The sequence below is a fragment of the Roseateles aquae genome (assembly GCF_032337115.1).
Lineage (GTDB): Bacteria > Pseudomonadota > Gammaproteobacteria > Burkholderiales > Burkholderiaceae_C > Roseateles_C > Roseateles_C aquae.
Genome location: NZ_JAVXZY010000001.1, coordinates 124085 through 139882, shown reverse-complemented (window position 1 = coordinate 139882; position 15798 = coordinate 124085). Strand labels below are relative to the sequence as shown.

At 62.7% G+C, this 15798-nt stretch carries 20 protein-coding genes; 8 read left to right on the top strand and 12 right to left on the bottom strand.

The window, feature by feature from the left end; all coding sequences use genetic code 11:
- Positions 1 to 104: 104 nt before the first annotated feature.
- A complete protein-coding gene (locus RQP53_RS00635; protein WP_315649171.1) occupies positions 105 to 962 on the bottom strand; it encodes a helix-turn-helix domain-containing protein in 858 nt (285 codons plus the stop codon).
- 138 nt (positions 963 to 1100) lie between these two features.
- Positions 1101 to 2732, bottom strand: coding sequence for a M64 family metallopeptidase (locus RQP53_RS00630; protein WP_315648003.1), 1632 nt, complete (start codon positions 2730 to 2732; stop codon positions 1101 to 1103).
- A 490-nt stretch (positions 2733 to 3222) separates the two neighbouring features.
- Here RQP53_RS00630 and RQP53_RS24670 point away from each other — a divergent pair, with 490 nt between their 5' ends.
- Positions 3223 to 3585: a helix-turn-helix domain-containing protein gene (locus RQP53_RS24670; protein WP_350340384.1), complete on the top strand. Its 363-nt coding sequence runs from the start codon at positions 3223 to 3225 to the stop codon at positions 3583 to 3585.
- Here RQP53_RS24670 and RQP53_RS00625 read toward each other — a convergent pair.
- The 8 genes from RQP53_RS00625 to RQP53_RS00590 all read right to left on the bottom strand — a co-directional run bounded on the left by RQP53_RS00625 (position 3564) and on the right by RQP53_RS00590 (position 9099).
- Positions 3564 to 4706, bottom strand: a complete 1143-nt coding sequence (locus RQP53_RS00625; protein WP_315648002.1) for a zonular occludens toxin domain-containing protein — start codon at positions 4704 to 4706, stop codon at positions 3564 to 3566. The genes RQP53_RS24670 and RQP53_RS00625 overlap by 22 nt on opposite strands.
- A 1-nt stretch (position 4707) precedes the next feature.
- Positions 4708 to 5007, bottom strand: a complete 300-nt coding sequence (locus RQP53_RS00620) for a DUF2523 family protein (protein WP_315648000.1) — start codon at positions 5005 to 5007, stop codon at positions 4708 to 4710.
- A 3-nt stretch (positions 5008 to 5010) separates the two neighbouring features.
- A complete protein-coding gene (locus RQP53_RS00615; protein WP_315647999.1) occupies positions 5011 to 5379 on the bottom strand; it encodes a virulence factor TspB C-terminal domain-related protein in 369 nt (122 codons plus the stop codon).
- Between the two features lie 1166 nt (positions 5380 to 6545).
- Positions 6546 to 6749: a major capsid protein gene (locus tag RQP53_RS00610; protein WP_315647998.1), complete on the bottom strand. Its 204-nt coding sequence runs from the start codon at positions 6747 to 6749 to the stop codon at positions 6546 to 6548.
- A gap of 60 nt (positions 6750 to 6809) precedes the next feature.
- A complete protein-coding gene (locus RQP53_RS00605) occupies positions 6810 to 7130 on the bottom strand; it encodes a hypothetical protein (RefSeq protein ID WP_315647997.1) in 321 nt (106 codons plus the stop codon).
- A gap of 210 nt (positions 7131 to 7340) precedes the next feature.
- Positions 7341 to 7658 carry a hypothetical protein gene (locus RQP53_RS00600; protein ID WP_315647996.1) on the bottom strand — a complete coding sequence of 106 codons (318 nt, stop codon included), beginning with the start codon at positions 7656 to 7658 and terminating at the stop codon, positions 7341 to 7343.
- Positions 7655 to 8878 carry a phage/plasmid replication protein, II/X family gene (locus RQP53_RS00595; protein WP_315647995.1) on the bottom strand — a complete coding sequence of 408 codons (1224 nt, stop codon included), beginning with the start codon at positions 8876 to 8878 and terminating at the stop codon, positions 7655 to 7657. Before RQP53_RS00595 ends, RQP53_RS00600 begins: the two co-directional genes overlap by 4 nt.
- Positions 8875 to 9099 carry a hypothetical protein gene (locus RQP53_RS00590; protein WP_315647994.1) on the bottom strand — a complete coding sequence of 75 codons (225 nt, stop codon included), beginning with the start codon at positions 9097 to 9099 and terminating at the stop codon, positions 8875 to 8877. Before RQP53_RS00590 ends, RQP53_RS00595 begins: the two co-directional genes overlap by 4 nt.
- A gap of 175 nt (positions 9100 to 9274) precedes the next feature.
- Between RQP53_RS00590 and RQP53_RS00585 the strand changes: the two genes are divergently transcribed.
- The 7 genes from RQP53_RS00585 to RQP53_RS00555 all read left to right on the top strand — a co-directional run bounded on the left by RQP53_RS00585 (position 9275) and on the right by RQP53_RS00555 (position 13837).
- Positions 9275 to 9664: a helix-turn-helix domain-containing protein gene (locus tag RQP53_RS00585; protein ID WP_315647993.1), complete on the top strand. Its 390-nt coding sequence runs from the start codon at positions 9275 to 9277 to the stop codon at positions 9662 to 9664.
- Positions 9665 to 9683: 19 nt separating this feature from the next.
- Complete coding sequence (locus RQP53_RS00580; protein WP_315647992.1) at positions 9684 to 10364, top strand: VC1465 family Xer recombination activation factor; 681 nt, start codon at positions 9684 to 9686, stop codon at positions 10362 to 10364.
- Entirely contained in the window at positions 10361 to 10663 is a 303-nt protein-coding gene (locus RQP53_RS00575) for a hypothetical protein (RefSeq protein WP_315647991.1), read from the top strand. The genes RQP53_RS00580 and RQP53_RS00575 overlap by 4 nt, the downstream gene beginning before the upstream one ends.
- A complete protein-coding gene (locus RQP53_RS00570) occupies positions 10653 to 11399 on the top strand; it encodes a hypothetical protein (RefSeq protein ID WP_315647990.1) in 747 nt (248 codons plus the stop codon). Before RQP53_RS00575 ends, RQP53_RS00570 begins: the two co-directional genes overlap by 11 nt.
- A 263-nt stretch (positions 11400 to 11662) precedes the next feature.
- Positions 11663 to 11944: a sll1863 family stress response protein gene (locus RQP53_RS00565; protein ID WP_315647989.1), complete on the top strand. Its 282-nt coding sequence runs from the start codon at positions 11663 to 11665 to the stop codon at positions 11942 to 11944.
- Between the two features lie 63 nt (positions 11945 to 12007).
- Positions 12008 to 12778 (top strand): PRC-barrel domain-containing protein, encoded by a 771-nt coding sequence (locus RQP53_RS00560; RefSeq protein WP_315647988.1) that lies wholly within the window; start codon positions 12008 to 12010, stop codon positions 12776 to 12778.
- A gap of 336 nt (positions 12779 to 13114) precedes the next feature.
- Complete coding sequence (locus RQP53_RS00555; RefSeq protein WP_315647986.1) at positions 13115 to 13837, top strand: Crp/Fnr family transcriptional regulator; 723 nt, start codon at positions 13115 to 13117, stop codon at positions 13835 to 13837.
- 32 nt (positions 13838 to 13869) lie between these two features.
- On the opposite strand, the gene RQP53_RS00550 is transcribed toward RQP53_RS00555, so the two are convergent.
- Together RQP53_RS00550 and RQP53_RS00545 are read right to left on the bottom strand one after the other, a co-directional pair.
- On the bottom strand, positions 13870 to 14430 hold the full coding sequence (locus tag RQP53_RS00550) for a sterol desaturase family protein (protein ID WP_315647984.1): 561 nt from the start codon (positions 14428 to 14430) through the stop codon (positions 13870 to 13872).
- A 40-nt stretch (positions 14431 to 14470) separates the two neighbouring features.
- Entirely contained in the window at positions 14471 to 15754 is a 1284-nt protein-coding gene (locus RQP53_RS00545; RefSeq protein ID WP_315647982.1) for an OmpA family protein, read from the bottom strand.
- Between the last annotated feature and the right edge of the window lie 44 nt (positions 15755 to 15798).

Genomic DNA, 15798 nt, shown 5'->3' with positions numbered 1-15798 from the left:
CGCGCGGCCGCGGCCCATCGGGCTTGCCTGTAGCTATCCAGCAGCAAAACCGCCTGCCGCACGCCAGGCCATGACCAATGGCATGGCGCAGGGCGATGACGTGCTCAGGGCAGGCCGCCGTCCCAGCGCCAGGGGCTGACGGCGGCCCCGGCACCCAGCTGCCGGTAGGCCGAGGGCACCATGCCGACGATGCGGCGGAACTGGCGACTGAACTGCGCCTGGTCATAGAAGCCGCAGGCCAGCGCCACCTGCAGCAACGGCTCGTCGCCGTGCAAAAGCATTGCGCAGGCGGCACGCACCCGGTTGCGCTGGATGAATTCCATCGGGCTGACGCCGTAGATGCGCCGTACACGGCTGGCAAAACGGGCTTGGCTGAGGCCGGCCAGATCGGCCAGCTCGGAAATCAGCAGACGCTCGGCGCTGCACTTGCTCATGCGGTCAACCGCTTGCATCAGCGCCTCATCCTCGCGCTCGCGAGCCAGGCCGGGCACATCGCGCGACAGGCACAAAATGCCCAGCAGCCGCCCTTGCTCCGAACACAGCGGGTATTTGTGCGTGACGCACCAGCCCGGCTTGCCGCCGGGCAACAGGATGGGGTCGAGTTGATAGAGCAGCGGCACCTGGCGCTCGATCACCCACTCGTCCTGCAGGCGATAGCGGTTGGAAAGATCGCCCGGCCAAAGTTCGACCGCCGTGCGGCCACGCAGCCGCTGCTCATCGCCATGCAAACCAAGCCGCTGAAGCAAGGAGGCATTGAAGGACACATAGCGGCCGCTGCGGTCCTTGACGACGAAAAGAAAGCCGGCAATGCCGTCGAACAGCATGGCTGTTTGCGCAGCGCCGAACAAGAGCGCCTGCTCGGCTGCGGGTGCGGCATCGAAGGGGCCGGCCAGCGGCGTGGGCAGGGTAAGCGTGTCCGTCCGGGCAGGGCGCCAGGGGGCACCGGCGTTCAGCTGAAGCATGGACACGATGGACTCCTCCTCCACTTCATGAGAAACCACATTGGCGCACAGACAGGGCGGGGTGGCACGCCGACCGGGGGCAATTCCCCATCTCGGTTTCCCTGTCCGCGTGGCCACCGTCCTGCATCGCCCTTGCACTTACTTTGGGAAGCTGTAGCTGAGCGTGAACGCCCCGGTGCCGCTGACCGACTTGACCTGGGCGTAGTAATAGCCCGCAGCACCGCTGTAGCTGATGTTCTCCGTCGAGTTGGCCGCCTTGGCCTGCGCCACCACGGCCCAAGCACTGCCATTCCACTTGTACAGGTAGAGGTCGAAGTTGGCTGTGGCCGGGCCGCTCAGCTTGAGACTGAAGCTGCCGCCGGCGCTGCTTTGGTAGTAGCCCGGCGAGCCACTGGGGTAGCTGGCGCTGGCGCCAACGCTGGACAAGGTGCCATTCACCGTGGTGCTTGTGCCGGTGCCGCCGCCTGAACTGCCGGTGTAGCTGGCAAAGACTTGAGCTGCCCGCGCCTCGTTGACCTGGTGCCAGGGCTGGCCCAGATTGCGCATCCGCGAGTTCTCGGTCGGGCGGTAGACGCCGCTGGTGCAGTACTTGGCACCGACGAAGAGGCCGACGGTGCCATTGGCATAACTGCCGGGCTGTGTAGGCACCGCGGTGCTGGCGGCGATTCTGGACGCCCATTTGGCGCCGCTGCGTGTGGCGCTCCTGGTGACATTGGCCTCACTCGGCTCGCTGCTGGTGGCGCAGGTGCCGTAGTCGTACTCATCGGCCAGCTTGAAGGCGGTGTGGCCGATCTCGTGCAGTGCGATCTCGATCGACTGCGGATGCATGGTCATCGTGCCGATATTGCCGCCGGCACCCCCATAGGTGGTGCTGTTGGCCACGACGATGATCACGTCCCGTGCGTCGGCTGCCGTCACGCTGCCGACCGCGGCATACACCTTGGTTTCGTCGGCACAGACCAGCCGGTCGATGCCATAACAGCCGATCACCGTGCCCAGCGCGGTATTGCGGGTAACGCCGCCTTCACTGACGCCCGACTGCGGGCTGGCGATATCGACCCGGGTGATGTTGAACGAGTTCTTGTAGCTCGCGAACAGCGGATCAGCCAGCAAGCCGTTGGCGATTTTCTGCGCATCGGTCTGCCATTTGCTTTGCTCGGCGCTGGTGTAGCCATCGCCGATCAACACCAGGTCCATCCGTGCATTGGCTGCGCCACTGTTCCATAGTGAAGCACTGCCCGTTGGCACGGCGGTGGCCAGCGCTTGACGGCCGGCGCGCGGCTGCTGGCTGCTGTCCAACAGGGCGCTGATATCAGCCCGGCTCATTCGTTTGAGCGGCGTTGCAGCCGCCAAGGCGCCGCGGCCGCCTGGCGCACTATCAAGCAGATCAAGCGTGGCGAGGGCTGGTGGATTTGGCAGCAGCAATTCGACTACGCCATCGCGCTGAATGGGGCGCGCCACGGCGATGTCGCCGGTTTGCGGATTGAACACCTCGGCCATATGCCGGCCCGGGTGGCGCAGCGGCCGGCGGAACAATTCCTTGCCGGCAGCGTCGCGGCCGATCAGCCACAGATCACCGTCGCGGCTGTCCGTCACTGCGGCAGGCCCATTGAAACTGCCAGCCTCGGCATGGATGAAGTCGTAACTGCTCGATGCCGGGCCTTGCTGCAAGCGCAGCCGCAGCATCAAGTCATCGGCTTTCGCGAACGGGCTGAGCAGCAGCATGGCGGCAGCCAGTGTCACGGGCAAAGGCAAGAGCTTTAGTTTCATGGAGTTTCAGCGCCGTTTGAATTGAGAAGTCAGCCTGCATGGCCAGCGGCCAATGCACGACCGTGGCCCAATATTCATGCAGCCGTTCGGTTGCGCCTTGTACGCTTTGCGCGCAAATTGGCCGAAATGATCCAAACGTGGCGGTCACGCAGCGAGGGAATGCCCGTGTTTCACTGGATTACCGAATAAACAGCGTGTTGTGCATCGGTGGGTGTTGGAGTGCCAATACCTGCGTAGCGCTCCTGGCGAGGGCAGCCTGCCTGCGGCCGAGGGACTCATGCTCGAGCTCGCCATCGATGATCAGTTGGCAAATGAAAGGTGGGCCGAAGGATGAATCGCTTGGAAGGATTGGCCTCCGGCTCGCATCTTTAAGTGTTTACATAATACACATTGTCGAAGCTTTGCGCCGGCGTCGTAGGACCGTGCAACTGATCCTGTCGGGCCGCCTAGCGGCCCTTTTTTTCGCCCTGGCCAAGCCGATAACAGCCGCATGCTAAATCGCCTTCCGAGCGATCCCGGCAGCTTCAGGGAGCTGCTTTCCGACCTAGGTCTATCTGCTCACGACACGCCGCGAATTGCTCGGGCGCTGGGTGTGTCTGAGCGCACTGTTTGGCGCTGGTTCGCCTCAGAAGCCCCGCGTGTTGCTCGGCTTTCGCTGTGGTGGCTGTCGCGCCACGGCCACAGCGTTTGGGACGCCGAAATGCACAACAGGACGCAACTGGCGCTCACTCAGCAGGCGGCGCTCTGGCGCGAGGTTGCCAAGCTTAGACAGGCACAGCTGCGAACGCCGGACCTCCGGGCCTACGGCCCACCAGCTAACGAGCCTAGCGCTTATGGCCGGGTCGGGTCTTGATGAATGGGCCGGCGCACTGGCGGCACCTGTGCCGGCAGATCTGCAGCGGCTACCTGCTGAGGTGGCGGCGCAGCTGGTGAGCCGCCAGCGTTGATGCCGATCAGGCCAGGCCCTTGCTGCTCTATCGGCCTGGCCTGGCTGGAGACTGGCACCGCCTGGACAGCTGGGCGCTCCCAAGCGACGAAATAACCGCCCTGGGCTATGTCAACGCACAGCTGGTGCGGCACATCGAGGCGCGTGGCCTGCTGGGTGTAGCAGCGGCACACGCCACGCATGAGCACGCAGGCTGCCGGATACGGAGCCTGCGCCGGCCTGGTGACCTCGTCATAGACCGGCGCAGTGTGCGCCAGGCCAGGGATGCGCGGCGTGTAGGACTCGGCATATTCAGCCGGCGTCTGGCGATCGCGGCCGCCGCGGCCAGACCATGAGTCAACGCCAGACCGGCCAGGCGCACCAGGTGCATGCACTGCTGCCGGCGTATGCTCTGATGCCGTCGAGCTGGCAGACGTTGACTTGAGGATTGACCACCCGTAATAGGCCAGGCCAGCCGTCAGCAATGGCAGCGCGCACAAGATCCAAACACGCATTGGAATACTGCGCTTGACGGTGTGCAGTTCGGCGCTTTTGTACCAGGTGTAGACCTCTGGCGGATATTTCCACTCGTGGCGGATTGAATCCTTCTTGTTCTTGGCTACGTTATCCCTGACGCCGTTCACAAACTCATGAATGGTCGCGAATGTCGTGCCGAATTTCCGCACAACGTGGAAATGCCTATCGATGAGCTTGCGAACGAATACATCAAGCAGCATCGGGTCTTGGGTCAGCACGACCAGGTCAACGCCGCTATGCCGGTGCACCGCAAGCTTCTGCACCCATTCTGGCGTTTGACCACGACCGGTCACCGGAAAGGCAAACTGCGCCTCGTCGACGATGAACACCGCGCCTGGTGGAAGCTGCTGCCACTTCTCGACCTCCCAGGTTTGCCAGCCGGGGATATTCAGGCCAGGTATGCCGTTATGGTAGACCTGGCGCCCTTCTTTCTCGGCTTCAGCGCGCCAGCGCCACAGGCAGTAAAGCGTTTTGCCGTGGCCTGGCAGGCCAGTAATGAGGGTGAGCGCCATATCACTTACCTGTCATAACGCGCAGCTTGCCACTCGACAAGCCTTGCAAGGTGGCACGGCCAACAACTGCGGAAGACAAGATACTGACGATGCGTCCAACCTTGAGCGTGCTGCAAATGGCCACAATTTGAGGATTGGTTTGCAGTATCGAGTTAATCAGAGTATCGCGAGCAAAATCAATCGACACATCGACGCCAGTAAACACAAGATACGAGATACCGAGTGAAATCAGAACCTGGCCGACAAATGAACCGAGCACCGACCACAAGCCGCCAATCAATGCAGATATAAAAATGCCCATGGCTTAACCTCGCTTACCAAACATGATGAACGCGGCCAGAAAATACGCCAGGCCGACACCGAGCTGACCCATCATTTGCAATGGCCCGCACATTGAGCCCAGCGGAATCACCACGGTCTGGCCGGACAAATTCAGCGGAATATCAGCCGGGCAGCTGCCTGCCAACAGATCCACATCGCGCACCAGGCGTGAGGCGTCCATTTCCGGTGGCTGCTTGCCTGGGTGGCCATCCGGCATGGCCTGGCCGTTCAAAGCTTGCAGCTGATCGCCCTTTTCCTTCGCCGGCTTGTTGTACTCGTCGTACCACTGGCAGTTACGCTTCTGCTGCTCAGCTGCGATCGCGCACTGAATGGCGTCACCGTCACACGTCACAGCCGCACAGCTGCCGCCGATACTGCTCTGCTTACACAGCGGCGATGCCGGGTTTTCCTGGCAAAAGCTCCGCTGGTCCTGAGTCTTCGTCGTCGTGCCGGTCGTGTTGCCCTGGCCATCCTTCGTCGTCGTCGTCGTCGTGCAATTCAGGCCGTCACAACTGGTCGAACTGTCCTTAGTGCTACCAGAACCAGGACTCGACGCCCCCGAGCTCGGCGAGCTGGCCGACTCGCTTGGACCAGGCGCAGTCGTGCCTTTGCACGCCACGCACATCGACTGACCGTTGACAGTGCCAGGACACATATTCGCGCCACACGGCACCGGCGCGTCACTGATCTTTGTCTCGCCAGTGCCACCGGGATTTGCCGGATCTGACTTGCCCTGACAAAAATTGCCAGAGTATGTAAACGGCCACGTGGCCCACAGCCGCCCATCAGGGCTAGTCTTCACAGTGTTAGGCCGCACCTCACAGCCGCCCAGACACTGCATACCGACGCTAACAACCTCAATATCTGGCTGAGTAACCACGCTAGAGGAACCAGGCGAACCACAACTCACAGGCACACAGTCACCGCCAGGCCCCGGCTTATATCCAGCTACACAAAAGCATTTCAGGCTCGCACCAGAACCAGTACCACTGGCCGAGTCTGGGCACGCATAGCCCAACTTCCAAATATTGTTAGTACTCGGACCAGGCGTGACAGCCGGATAATCGTTTTCTGCCGTCGTCACAATCCCAGTACAAGGATCAGTCTCAACAACGGACTGATGCGAAGCAAACGACCAAGTTCCGGACTGCCCACCAGGCGCCACCCAGTCAGAGCCACCAGACGCCGTAACAGTCTGCTTTCGCACCCTCGGCCTACCGTCATTACACGACGACTGAGAGCCGTTACCGGTATACGTATTCTTAGCAGCGCACTGCGACAACCAGACAGAGCGCGGCAAATCCGTCATCTGAACACCGTAGCACGTGCCACTGTAAAGACGAACGGTCTTAGACCCGACATTACCGAACGCCAAACCGTCGCGCGAGCACAGCAAAAACAGGACAAAAAGAATCAGTCTTCCAGCAACAGCCATAGCGCCCCCAAAAACGCAATCACTACCCAGATTCCCACGGCTCACCCCCAGACGAAAAAAAAGGCCCCGAAGGGCCGCCAGGCTTACGCAGACCGCGTGATCCACTTCCAGACCTTGATGCCGATGTGAACCGTGAACACAGCGCCGCCAATCGTGGCAACAGCCGCGGCAGCGGACTTGATATCAGCCAGAGGCCCAGTCAGGTCGATTGCGTCTGCGTGAGCAGCTGCAGCAGTGGCCAGGCCAATAGCGACAACCGCGGCTCGCTTCAAAAACTTCTTGTTCATGATGTTTCTCCTGCCGATCCAATGACACGGGCGCTATATCGGCGTCTAGCAGCCCGAAACTCATTCAGTCGCCCCGTCAGCGCGAAGCACCCGGATCAGCATCCGAACCACCCAAGCGGTTACCCAGACACCAGCGATGGCAGCCGATAACGCCAGGCCCTGCTCGGTGGTCAACGACAGCGGATTGACCGGCATTTCCTCGCGAACGACCGCCCTCACCTGATCCTGTGTTTGCCATGCCGTGGACGGACCGCCATACAGGCCCTGATTCCAAACATCGAGATCCGGCTGACTCATCAGGTAGATGCCGCAGCTGCCGGTCTCATCCGGTGCAATGACCTGATCGCCGCTAGGCAGCGTTTTGACACAGACCGGCAGCATCAGCAGACCCCCGCCAAGCCAGCAGATCGAGCCAGGCGGTGCGCAGCTGTTGCGCGGCGTGCTACCCCTGCCCTAGTCCAATCCAGCGGCCGCAGCGAGTCGCTAGCCATCAAGCCGGCGTGATCGTGGTTGAGCAGGGCGCGCAGCTGGCGAACCACGGCCAGGCCAGCGAGCGGCACACAGAGAAGAGCAAGCCAGAGGTGCAGCATGTCAAGCCTTTGCAGGAGCCGGCCGAGCCGGCACAGCCTCAAGCGGCACCACATCGGTGACCAGCTCGCGCGCTTCCTTGCCGTTACCGACGCGCTGAACCTCCAGCTCGGCCAGGAACGGCACGGGCAGATGCATCAAGCGCTTCACAGCTTCAACCGGCACCTTCCACTCTTCAGTAAAGATGCCCTTGGCCCACTGCTTTTCAGAGTCGTTACGCGACACATCAAGCGCGCACTCGGTGTAGAGCTTGCCGCTGTTGATCGACTTGCCGTCCACCGTGCCGGTGAAGTACTTGAACCCTGTGACTTTGACTTTCATGCTGACTTTCTTTCATCGAACTGATACCAGGAGGGAGCCGAGAGCGGGCGCAGTTCAATCACCCTCACCTTCGGTTTGAAATTGATCACGTTGCGCTTGACAGCGATATCAAGCCCGTAGGGCAAAAGCGCTTGCCGATGCCTATAGAAGGTCATCCGCGACATACGAGCCGCCAGGTCATCGCCGGCCAAGTAGTCCCGAGCAGTACGCCTAAAGTGATTCGGCAACTGCTCAAGGTCATCGGTCGAGTGCTCAGCACGCCCCATGACCGCCCGCCGGTCTTCAAACAACAATTCGAGCTGGTGCATATCCAAACTCCCCAGGTATTGGCACCCCATCGATATCAATTGCGTCGCCTTTACGGTTACTTCGAACCGCACCATTCCGGCCTCTGCGCAATAGTCGACCAGGTGAGCGGGTGCCCCATGCTTCGCCAGTTCGACAGACTTCAAATAACACTTTGCATACACGCGACGGCTGCCGCGGCCCCAATCGACCGTTTCGCCATCAGCGTAGGTATCGACCTTGACGCGCGCGCTGTGCTGCTGCGCTGCGAGCCATTCCATGTAGGCCCGAGCGTCAGCCATCGACCCAGCGCCATAGTTCGCCGTCAAATCAATGCGTGTGATACGCGCACCGGTCCAGCACTCTTCAACCTCGCCCGTGTTCTCAAGCACGCCATTGCTAGTGCTCTTCTTGGGCCGATAGAACTTCCGCCCCCAGGTGAACGGCGGCAAGCCGAGCTTGGCCAGGATCTCATTCACGCGGCGCAAGCACTCGGCCAGGTCGAAGCCGAACACGTTGTTCGACCGTCCAAAGCGGCTGACGTTGCCGTCAAAGCTGACCGTGTGGCCATCACACCGAACTGAAACAGACGTCTCAAACGAGCCCTTGATGCGGCGCTTCCGATTGGTCTTCCAGATCAACTCGCCGTTGGCATCAACGCCGAACACCTCCCCGTCATGGATGACCGGCAGGTCTTCAGCATGGCTCTGATACAGCCCCAAATAGTCCACAAAGAACGGCTCAAGCCGACTGCATCCAGACGCGATTTGCTCGCTGCCTGTATCACCGGTGATACGTTGGTGACGTGTGACATGCACGTCACCTGCCCGGCCCAGGGTTTCCCCGGGGGTGCGCTGCGCGCCTCCCCCGGGGCCACCCTTCGCCAGCAAATGGGGGGCTAGTCGGTGCTCCGAAGTCGCCAGGCGCAGCGTCATGCCCGCGCCTCCGTGTTTGCAGATGGCAATGTGCAAACAGATTCGCACGTGCATCGGCCATCGCCCGAGCACAGCCGGACGTTGCGGGACTCGACCCAGACGCGGCCCAGGTCGCAATCGACCTTGAACCACTCGCCGCGCGCGGACTGGTCGAACTGCTCGACCATCTCGGCCACGGTGCCGCAGAGCGTGACACCCTTGCGCCGAATCTGAACGTGCACTGTCGGAGTCTTCCCAGACTCCAGGGCGCGGCTGACGAAGTGGCCGGTGTAGGCCCTGTGCGTCAGTGGGCCAGCTGTTGGCCCTTCTCCCATGTTTTGTGCGCTTATCATTCCGCCGCGTCCCATCTTGGTACGGGGCGCATTCTGGTACCAATTTGGTACAGCGGAGACTCAGATGCTTACCCTACTTTTGGCGGGATTGACAAAAGAACAGCGGCATGCCCTGGAAGCCTTGGGCATTCCACACAGCCGCATCAGCGAATGGAAACACGGCAAGCGCCGGCCAACGCTGGCGCAGATCCTGGCGCTGTCGATGGTGCTGGAAATTGACCCTAAACCGCTGGTGGAATGGCTGGCAGAACAGGAGGCTAATCCGGCCCAGCTGGACTACTTTCGCCAGGTCAAAACCGCAGGACTTGGACGGCTCTTGACTGTCGTTTTGTCAGTGGGTTTTGTCGGGGCTGGATCGCTGGTAACCCCGATGAATGCTAAGGCTAACTCGTTTGGTGCGCATCCGAACGGATTACACATTGTCGAACAAACTGAGGAAGCCAGGGCGAGCTGATCACCGCCAGGAATCCCGCATGGAACAAGGCCGCAAGCTGCGTTCCCTCTATCGCTACCTGGGCTATTCCAGAGCCCAGCTTGCGACATTTCTTCAGGTCTCCGAGCGAACCATTTATCACTGGGAAGCTGGCGATCAACGTATTCCGTTCTCAGTCATCAAGCTGCTGCGGCTGATGAGCCATCAGGAACTGCCAGGCGCGACCTGGCAAGGCTGGTGCTTCAACCGCGGCACGCTGTGGAGCCCTGAGGGCCACGGCTTTGACGGCAAGGATTTCGCCTGGCTCAACCTCACGGTCCGGCGCTCGGCAATGTTCACCGTCCTCAGCCGTGAGCGCGTCGAGCTGAGGCAGAAGCTCGCTGAAGCCCGCCAGGAGTTGGCACGCGCCGAAGAACAGGCCATCACCGCAGAAGGCCGCGCCGGCGTTCTGGAGCTGGCGGTTTGGGGCGTCATGGCACGTGAGCGCCGAGGTCTGTCGACTCAGGGGGTGCCCGTGGGAGGCGCGCAGCGCACCCACGGGCAAACCCTGAGTCAGGGTCGGGACGGTCTTGTAACACGTCCCGCAATTCTCACCGGTGAGAATTCGCCCCCTCGTTTTTCACATGATGAACTGCTCGACCCGGGCGCAATGACGCTGCCCGACGGCACCGACATGCCTTGGCGCGTAGCGTCGATTTCAGGCACGGGAGGCGTTCGATGAGCAAGCGCTCTGTCCGAGTCGCCCTGCTGCCGGAGCACCTGGCAGGCGTGCGCCAAGTGGTTGCAGAGAACCCCGGCAAGTCCCTGCGCAAGCTGGCACCCCTGGCCGCACAACGCCTTGGCCTGGTCCACGTGACCTACAAGTCGCTGCACAACTTTCTGGCCCTGCACGGCGTGATCCGAGAGGTGCCACAGCACGTGGCAGATCGCTCAGCACGCATCAAGGCCAAACGGCTGGTTTTGGTCGCAAGCCCGATGGTTGCGAGCAATGCGAGCCAAGGAGGCAACCATGGCCGGTGATCACTCCCGCAACAAGCAAGGTCGTTTGCGGCAGGAGCACATTGCGACCATTGAGGGCCTCATTCAGATTCATCCCGGCATCAGCCTGTATCGGTTGACGCAGCTGGTCGGCGCTCGAATCGGCATGCTGGATTTGGCCTATTCGACGCTGCGCATCTTCATGGAGCGGCACGGCCTGGCCATCCTTCCAGCAGAGCGCAAGACTGGCACCGCCCTGCCAGGCACCCTGCCCGCTATTGAGCTGGGCGCTGACGGGATCACGGCGCGGGTGCACAGGCTTCGCGGAGGCCCGGAAACGGCCTCAGAGACGCGATCGCTGTGCCGCGTAGACCCGAATGCCAGTCTGGCCGATCAAGCACGCCAGGCGGCTGCGGATTGGCTCGACCTCGAGGTCGTGAAGGCTCTTGCTGCGGCCGCATTCCTGGCAGCCAGGCGCAAGACCTGGCAAGAGCCGGACGATGCCGACTACGACCCAGCAGACCCTGCGGCCTGGTTCGATCCGTTCATGTTCGCTGAGGACGTTGCGGATCTGTTCCGGCTTGCGGTTTTTCGCCAGGCCGAACGCTTCGGCGTCAAGGGTGCGGCAGATGAGGCCAAGCGCTTGGCCAGCCTCGGCGGTGCCGAGTGGCTGCCCAAGCCCGCAGCCAAGCGGGGGCTGGGGCAGAGCCCCAGAGAGCATGCCGAAGGCAGCGGGAACTGCCAACCTGGCAGTAATTCGGCGGGTATTCGCGGCTAAGAAAAATCGAATATCTCGATGCAAATTCGCGCCATCAAGACCATGCTTACCGAGTTACTAACTATTTTTTTGCTTCCGCGCTGAAGTATTTTCAGGAGAGAATCAAATTGAGTATGTACACATTGTCGAATTAATGGAGGCATTGGACTGCCAGTGCGCTGGCGAACAGACTGCCCGCGGCGCCGGTTCTACAAGTGCCACAACGGCCCGATCCCGCGGATCGTTCCGTTGCCGCCACCTCGACCCACACGGAGTGATCTGCCATGCACCAAACCCGCCAGCACTACACCGAGACCGTCAAGCGCCAGCTGGATGAACTGAACAGCCAAATCGACAGCCTGGAGGCCAAGGCCGAAGCCGTTCGCGAGGAAGCCCGACAGGGCTATCAGGCCGAGCTGAAGAAGCTGCGCGCGCAGTCGCACCAGGCCGCCACCCAGTTCAGCGCCTTGCAAAGAGCCGGCGAAGAAAGCTGGGACCAGATGAGCAACCAGATGGACAAGCTGCGCGAGGCCTTCAGGCATTCCTTCGACTACTTCAAGGTCTAGGCAGACGCTCTCGCGTCCAAGTTCAATGCGTCCCACCGCTCTCTGAAACTCCAGGAGTTCATCATGCTCAACAGCGTCAGCCATCTCAGCGGCTCAAGCGTTCACGCCAGCGATGGCGAGATCGGTCAGGTCAGCGAAGTCTTCTTCGACGACCACAGCTGGGCGATCCGCTATCTGGTCATCAACACCGGCAGCTGGCTGGCCGAGCGCAAGGTGCTGATTTCGCCCTATGCCGTGCGGCAGCCGCTGGGCGAGACGCGCAGCATCCGCGTGAACCTGACAAAGCAGCAGCTGCGCGACAGCCCCGATGTGGACACGCATCAGCCGGTGTCGCGGCGCCATGAACGCGAGCTGCTCGGTTTCTACCAGTACCCCGAATACTGGGCTGGCGGCGGGCTCTGGGGCCTGGGGCTGACGCCTTATGGGCCGATGATGCCGCTGTCAGAGGCCGAACTGGCCGCCAACCGCGCGATGCTGGAACGCGACTTCAAGCCGGCCGACGTGCATCTGCGCAGCAGCACGCAGGTGATCGGCTATCACATCGAGGCGGCCCATGAATCCATCGGTCAGGTCGAGGACTTCATCTTCGACGACTACAACTGGGCCATCCGCTATCTGATCCTCGACACCAACAGCTGGTGGCCCGGCGGCCGCAAGGTGCTGATCGGCCTGCACTGGGTCGACAAGATCGAATGGGCCACGCGCCGCCTGCACGTCAATCTGACGCGCAACCAGGTCAAGGCCAGCCCGGTCTATCAAGGCCTGGATCAGCTGCATCGCGATTACGAGACTCGCCTGCACCAGAGCTACAAGCGTCAGGGCTATTGGGACTGAGCCCGCGCTTCTTGAGCTGACGGTCCTCTCCCCTGGACCCAGCCGCCGGCTGACTACCGCACCGTGAGCGCCACGCCGCACACGCCAAACCCCACTGCCCGCCCCACTGCCCCCCCTGTCCCGCTTGACCCCGGCGCTTTGGTGGGCAGCTCCAGGTGGGCGCAGCCGCAGATCCGTCTGTACGCTAGCGAACCAACAGCGCACCGGCCAAGCGCTAGAGTCCGCCTCTGGGGCTGCGCAGCGCGCAGCCTCCATCAGCCGCCAGCCGGGCCGGTGATCCGAGACGCCGATACACATGGACGTCCGCTCTCACGGGAGCCGGCGCGGGAGGACTGCATGAACGAACACCGCGATGCCGCATTGGCCAATCATTTGTTGGCGGCGCTGCCGGTCGAGGAATGGGCGCGCTGGCACGACGAGATGGAATGGGTGGAGCTGCCGCTGGGCCGGGTGCTGTATGAGTCCGGCATGCCCCTGACCCATGTCTATTTCCCGACCACCGCCATCGTCTCGCTGCTTTACGTGATGCTGGACGGCGCTTCGGCCGAAATCGCCGTGGTCGGCCGAGAAGGCCTGGTCGGCATCTCGCTGTTCATGGGCGGCGAATCGACACCCAGCCGCGCGGTGGTGCAAAGTGCCGGCCAGGGCTACCGGCTGCGCGCCTCCTTGCTGAAGCAGGAGTTTGCCCGCGCCGGCCCGGTGATGCATCTGCTGCTGCGCTACACGCAGGCCCTGATCACGCAGATGTCGCAAACCGCCGTCTGCAACCGCCATCACTCGCTGGATCAGCAGCTGTGCCGCTGGCTCTTGCTCAGCCTGGATCGACTCGAAGGCCGTGAGCTGGTGATGACCCAGGAATTGATCGCCAATATGCTGGGCGTGCGCCGCGAGGGCGTCACCGAGGCGGCGCTCAAGCTGCAGAGGTCCGGCCTGATCAGCTATGCCCGCGGCCACATCAGTGTATTGGACCGCCCCGGCATCGAACGCCGCAGCTGCGAGTGCTACGGCGTTGTGAAGAAGGAATACGACCGGCTGCTGCCGGATCGCCAGGCCAGCTGAATCGCCGGCAGGCCTTGGGGATGGCGCGGTGTTCAGCGGCGCCGCGGCGCGCTCTGAAAAAACCAGTCCCAGGCGCCAGTGCTGACACCGTAGTTGCAGGGCTCGGGTGACAGCCCAGCGCTGCCGCGGTGATGCAGCGCATGCCGGCGCCGAAAGCCGGCCAGGTTGACGCCAGGCAGACTGGGCCCGCGCCAGGGATGGTGAGCCAGATGGTGGGCCACGCCATAGCCCAGATAGGCCGCCGACAGCCCCAGGCTCAGCGCCCCGGCCTGCCAGGCCTGCAGCCACCACCAGGCAGGCAAGGTGGCAATGCCCAGCAGGCCGGCGCTGAGCCAGGTCGGCGCGGCGATCAGCGCGCCGGGCCGGCGATGGTGATCGGCATGCCAGTTGCAGAACGGCGGCAGCTCATGCAGCACCCAGCGGTGCAGCAGGTACTCCAGCAGGCTCCAACTCAAGGCCCCCAACAGCAGCAAGCCCAGGCTGGGCAGCCAAGGTGCCGACGCTGCCAGCCACAGGCCGAGGCCAGCCACCAACAGCGTGTAGACGACGAAGTCGGCGATATAGGCCTTGCGGCTGAGTTCCATGCTGGTCATGAGCTGTGTTTCCTGTGCAAGGCTGTGGCGTCACTGGAATTCAGCGGGTGCCGCTGACCTCAACATCGACGCGTCGATCCGGCTGCAGACAGGCCCGCAGCGCGGCCGTGGGCAAGCTGGCCAGGCAATCACCCGCACGCGTCACCGGCGAGCCCTCGCCGCGCCCTGCCGTGCTGATCTTGCTGGCATCCAGGCCGCCAGAGGCAACCAGATAGGCCTTGACCGCGTCGGCACGCTGCAGTGACAGCGTCTGGTTGTAGGCGGCCGAACCGAGTCGGTCGGTATGGCCCTCGACGACGACCAGTTCAAAGCGGGTGCCGGCCATGTCGCGGGCAAACTGGTCCAAGGCCTCGCGGCCCTTGGGGCTCACCGAGCTCTGGTCAAAGCCAAACAGCGATTCGGCGCTGAAGCTGACCCGGCGAGGCGGCTCGCGCTGCGCTGCCGGGTCGGGCTTGTTCATGGGCATCATCGGCATCGGCATCGGCATCGGCGGAGGCGCGCTCACCACGGGCGGCGGGGCCGGCGTGGGCTCGACCACCGGCGGCCGGTAAGCGTAGTTGCTGGTGCTGGGCGCAGCGGCACGTGCACCACGAGCGCCTTCGCCAAAAGGCATCACCAGGCTCAGCGACACCAGGCTGATGCGCCCATGGCCCTCCATCGCATCGGCGACCCGGTACTGCTCGGCCTCGGCGCGCAGCAGCAGATTCGCGCTCAGCCGGTACTGCAGCCCCAGGCCGAACTTGTAGTTCAGCTGGCGCTGACTGGGGCTGGCCGAGACAGCGCTTACCGCGCCGCCGCCGCTGTAGCTGATGCGCGTCTTCGGGTATTGCGCGCCCACGCGAGCCAGCATCGCGAAGTCGTCACTGATGGGCAGCGTGCCGACCAGATCCAGGCTCGCGCCCTGCACCTTGATCAGGCCGTTCAGCACGCCGTCGGGCTCGGTGCGGCTCTGGAAGCTGTAGCGGCCCAGATTGAAGAAGCCAGCTTCGAGCCCGATGTGGCGGTCGAACTGATAGCCGAGGAAGAGCCGGTAGGCGGTATCACGCAGATCGCTGCTGCTGCCAGTCACAGTGAGCGGCTGCGGACTGGCCAGCAGCTGGCGCGCGCTGATGCGTTCGATATCGAAATGCCCACGGGCCTGGCCAATGGCCAGACCGCCATAGCCGTAGCTGGCATCCTGCGCTCGCACGGCGCCGGGCAGCGCCAGCGACAGGGCCAGCATCAGCAGCGTGTAGGCCGGAGGCAAGATGCTGGAACGCTTGGTCGCGCTGCTGGCAGTAGCAGATCGCGGCGGCGAACGGGGGCTGGCAGGGGTGTTGCTCATGGTGTGCAGTCCTTGTGCTGAATTCGGTGATGTGGTCGAAGTCG

What these genes read in the sequence shown, in the direction of transcription:
- RQP53_RS00620 (WP_315648000.1), bottom strand. Translation starts at nt 5,007, where the DNA reads ATGGGCATTTTTATATCTGCATTGATTGGCGGCTTGTGGTCGGTGCTC.
- RQP53_RS00635 (WP_315649171.1), bottom strand. Translation starts at nt 962, where the DNA reads ATGCTTCAGCTGAACGCCGGTGCCCCCTGGCGCCCTGCCCGGACGGAC.
- RQP53_RS00585 (WP_315647993.1), top strand. Translation starts at nt 9,275, where the DNA reads ATGCTTACCCTACTTTTGGCGGGATTGACAAAAGAACAGCGGCATGCC.
- RQP53_RS00630 (WP_315648003.1), bottom strand. Translation starts at nt 2,732, where the DNA reads ATGAAACTAAAGCTCTTGCCTTTGCCCGTGACACTGGCTGCCGCCATG.
- RQP53_RS00565 (WP_315647989.1), top strand. Translation starts at nt 11,663, where the DNA reads ATGCACCAAACCCGCCAGCACTACACCGAGACCGTCAAGCGCCAGCTG.
- RQP53_RS00555 (WP_315647986.1), top strand. Translation starts at nt 13,115, where the DNA reads ATGAACGAACACCGCGATGCCGCATTGGCCAATCATTTGTTGGCGGCG.
- RQP53_RS00545 (WP_315647982.1), bottom strand. Translation starts at nt 15,754, where the DNA reads ATGAGCAACACCCCTGCCAGCCCCCGTTCGCCGCCGCGATCTGCTACT.
- RQP53_RS00605 (WP_315647997.1), bottom strand. Translation starts at nt 7,130, where the DNA reads ATGCTGCCGGTCTGTGTCAAAACGCTGCCTAGCGGCGATCAGGTCATT.
- RQP53_RS00595 (WP_315647995.1), bottom strand. Translation starts at nt 8,878, where the DNA reads ATGACGCTGCGCCTGGCGACTTCGGAGCACCGACTAGCCCCCCATTTG.
- RQP53_RS00580 (WP_315647992.1), top strand. Translation starts at nt 9,684, where the DNA reads ATGGAACAAGGCCGCAAGCTGCGTTCCCTCTATCGCTACCTGGGCTAT.
- RQP53_RS00600 (WP_315647996.1), bottom strand. Translation starts at nt 7,658, where the DNA reads ATGAAAGTCAAAGTCACAGGGTTCAAGTACTTCACCGGCACGGTGGAC.
- RQP53_RS00560 (WP_315647988.1), top strand. Translation starts at nt 12,008, where the DNA reads ATGCTCAACAGCGTCAGCCATCTCAGCGGCTCAAGCGTTCACGCCAGC.
- RQP53_RS24670 (WP_350340384.1), top strand. Translation starts at nt 3,223, where the DNA reads ATGCTAAATCGCCTTCCGAGCGATCCCGGCAGCTTCAGGGAGCTGCTT.
- RQP53_RS00610 (WP_315647998.1), bottom strand. Translation starts at nt 6,749, where the DNA reads ATGAACAAGAAGTTTTTGAAGCGAGCCGCGGTTGTCGCTATTGGCCTG.
- RQP53_RS00625 (WP_315648002.1), bottom strand. Translation starts at nt 4,706, where the DNA reads ATGGCGCTCACCCTCATTACTGGCCTGCCAGGCCACGGCAAAACGCTT.
- RQP53_RS00550 (WP_315647984.1), bottom strand. Translation starts at nt 14,430, where the DNA reads ATGACCAGCATGGAACTCAGCCGCAAGGCCTATATCGCCGACTTCGTC.
- RQP53_RS00575 (WP_315647991.1), top strand. Translation starts at nt 10,361, where the DNA reads ATGAGCAAGCGCTCTGTCCGAGTCGCCCTGCTGCCGGAGCACCTGGCA.
- RQP53_RS00570 (WP_315647990.1), top strand. Translation starts at nt 10,653, where the DNA reads ATGGCCGGTGATCACTCCCGCAACAAGCAAGGTCGTTTGCGGCAGGAG.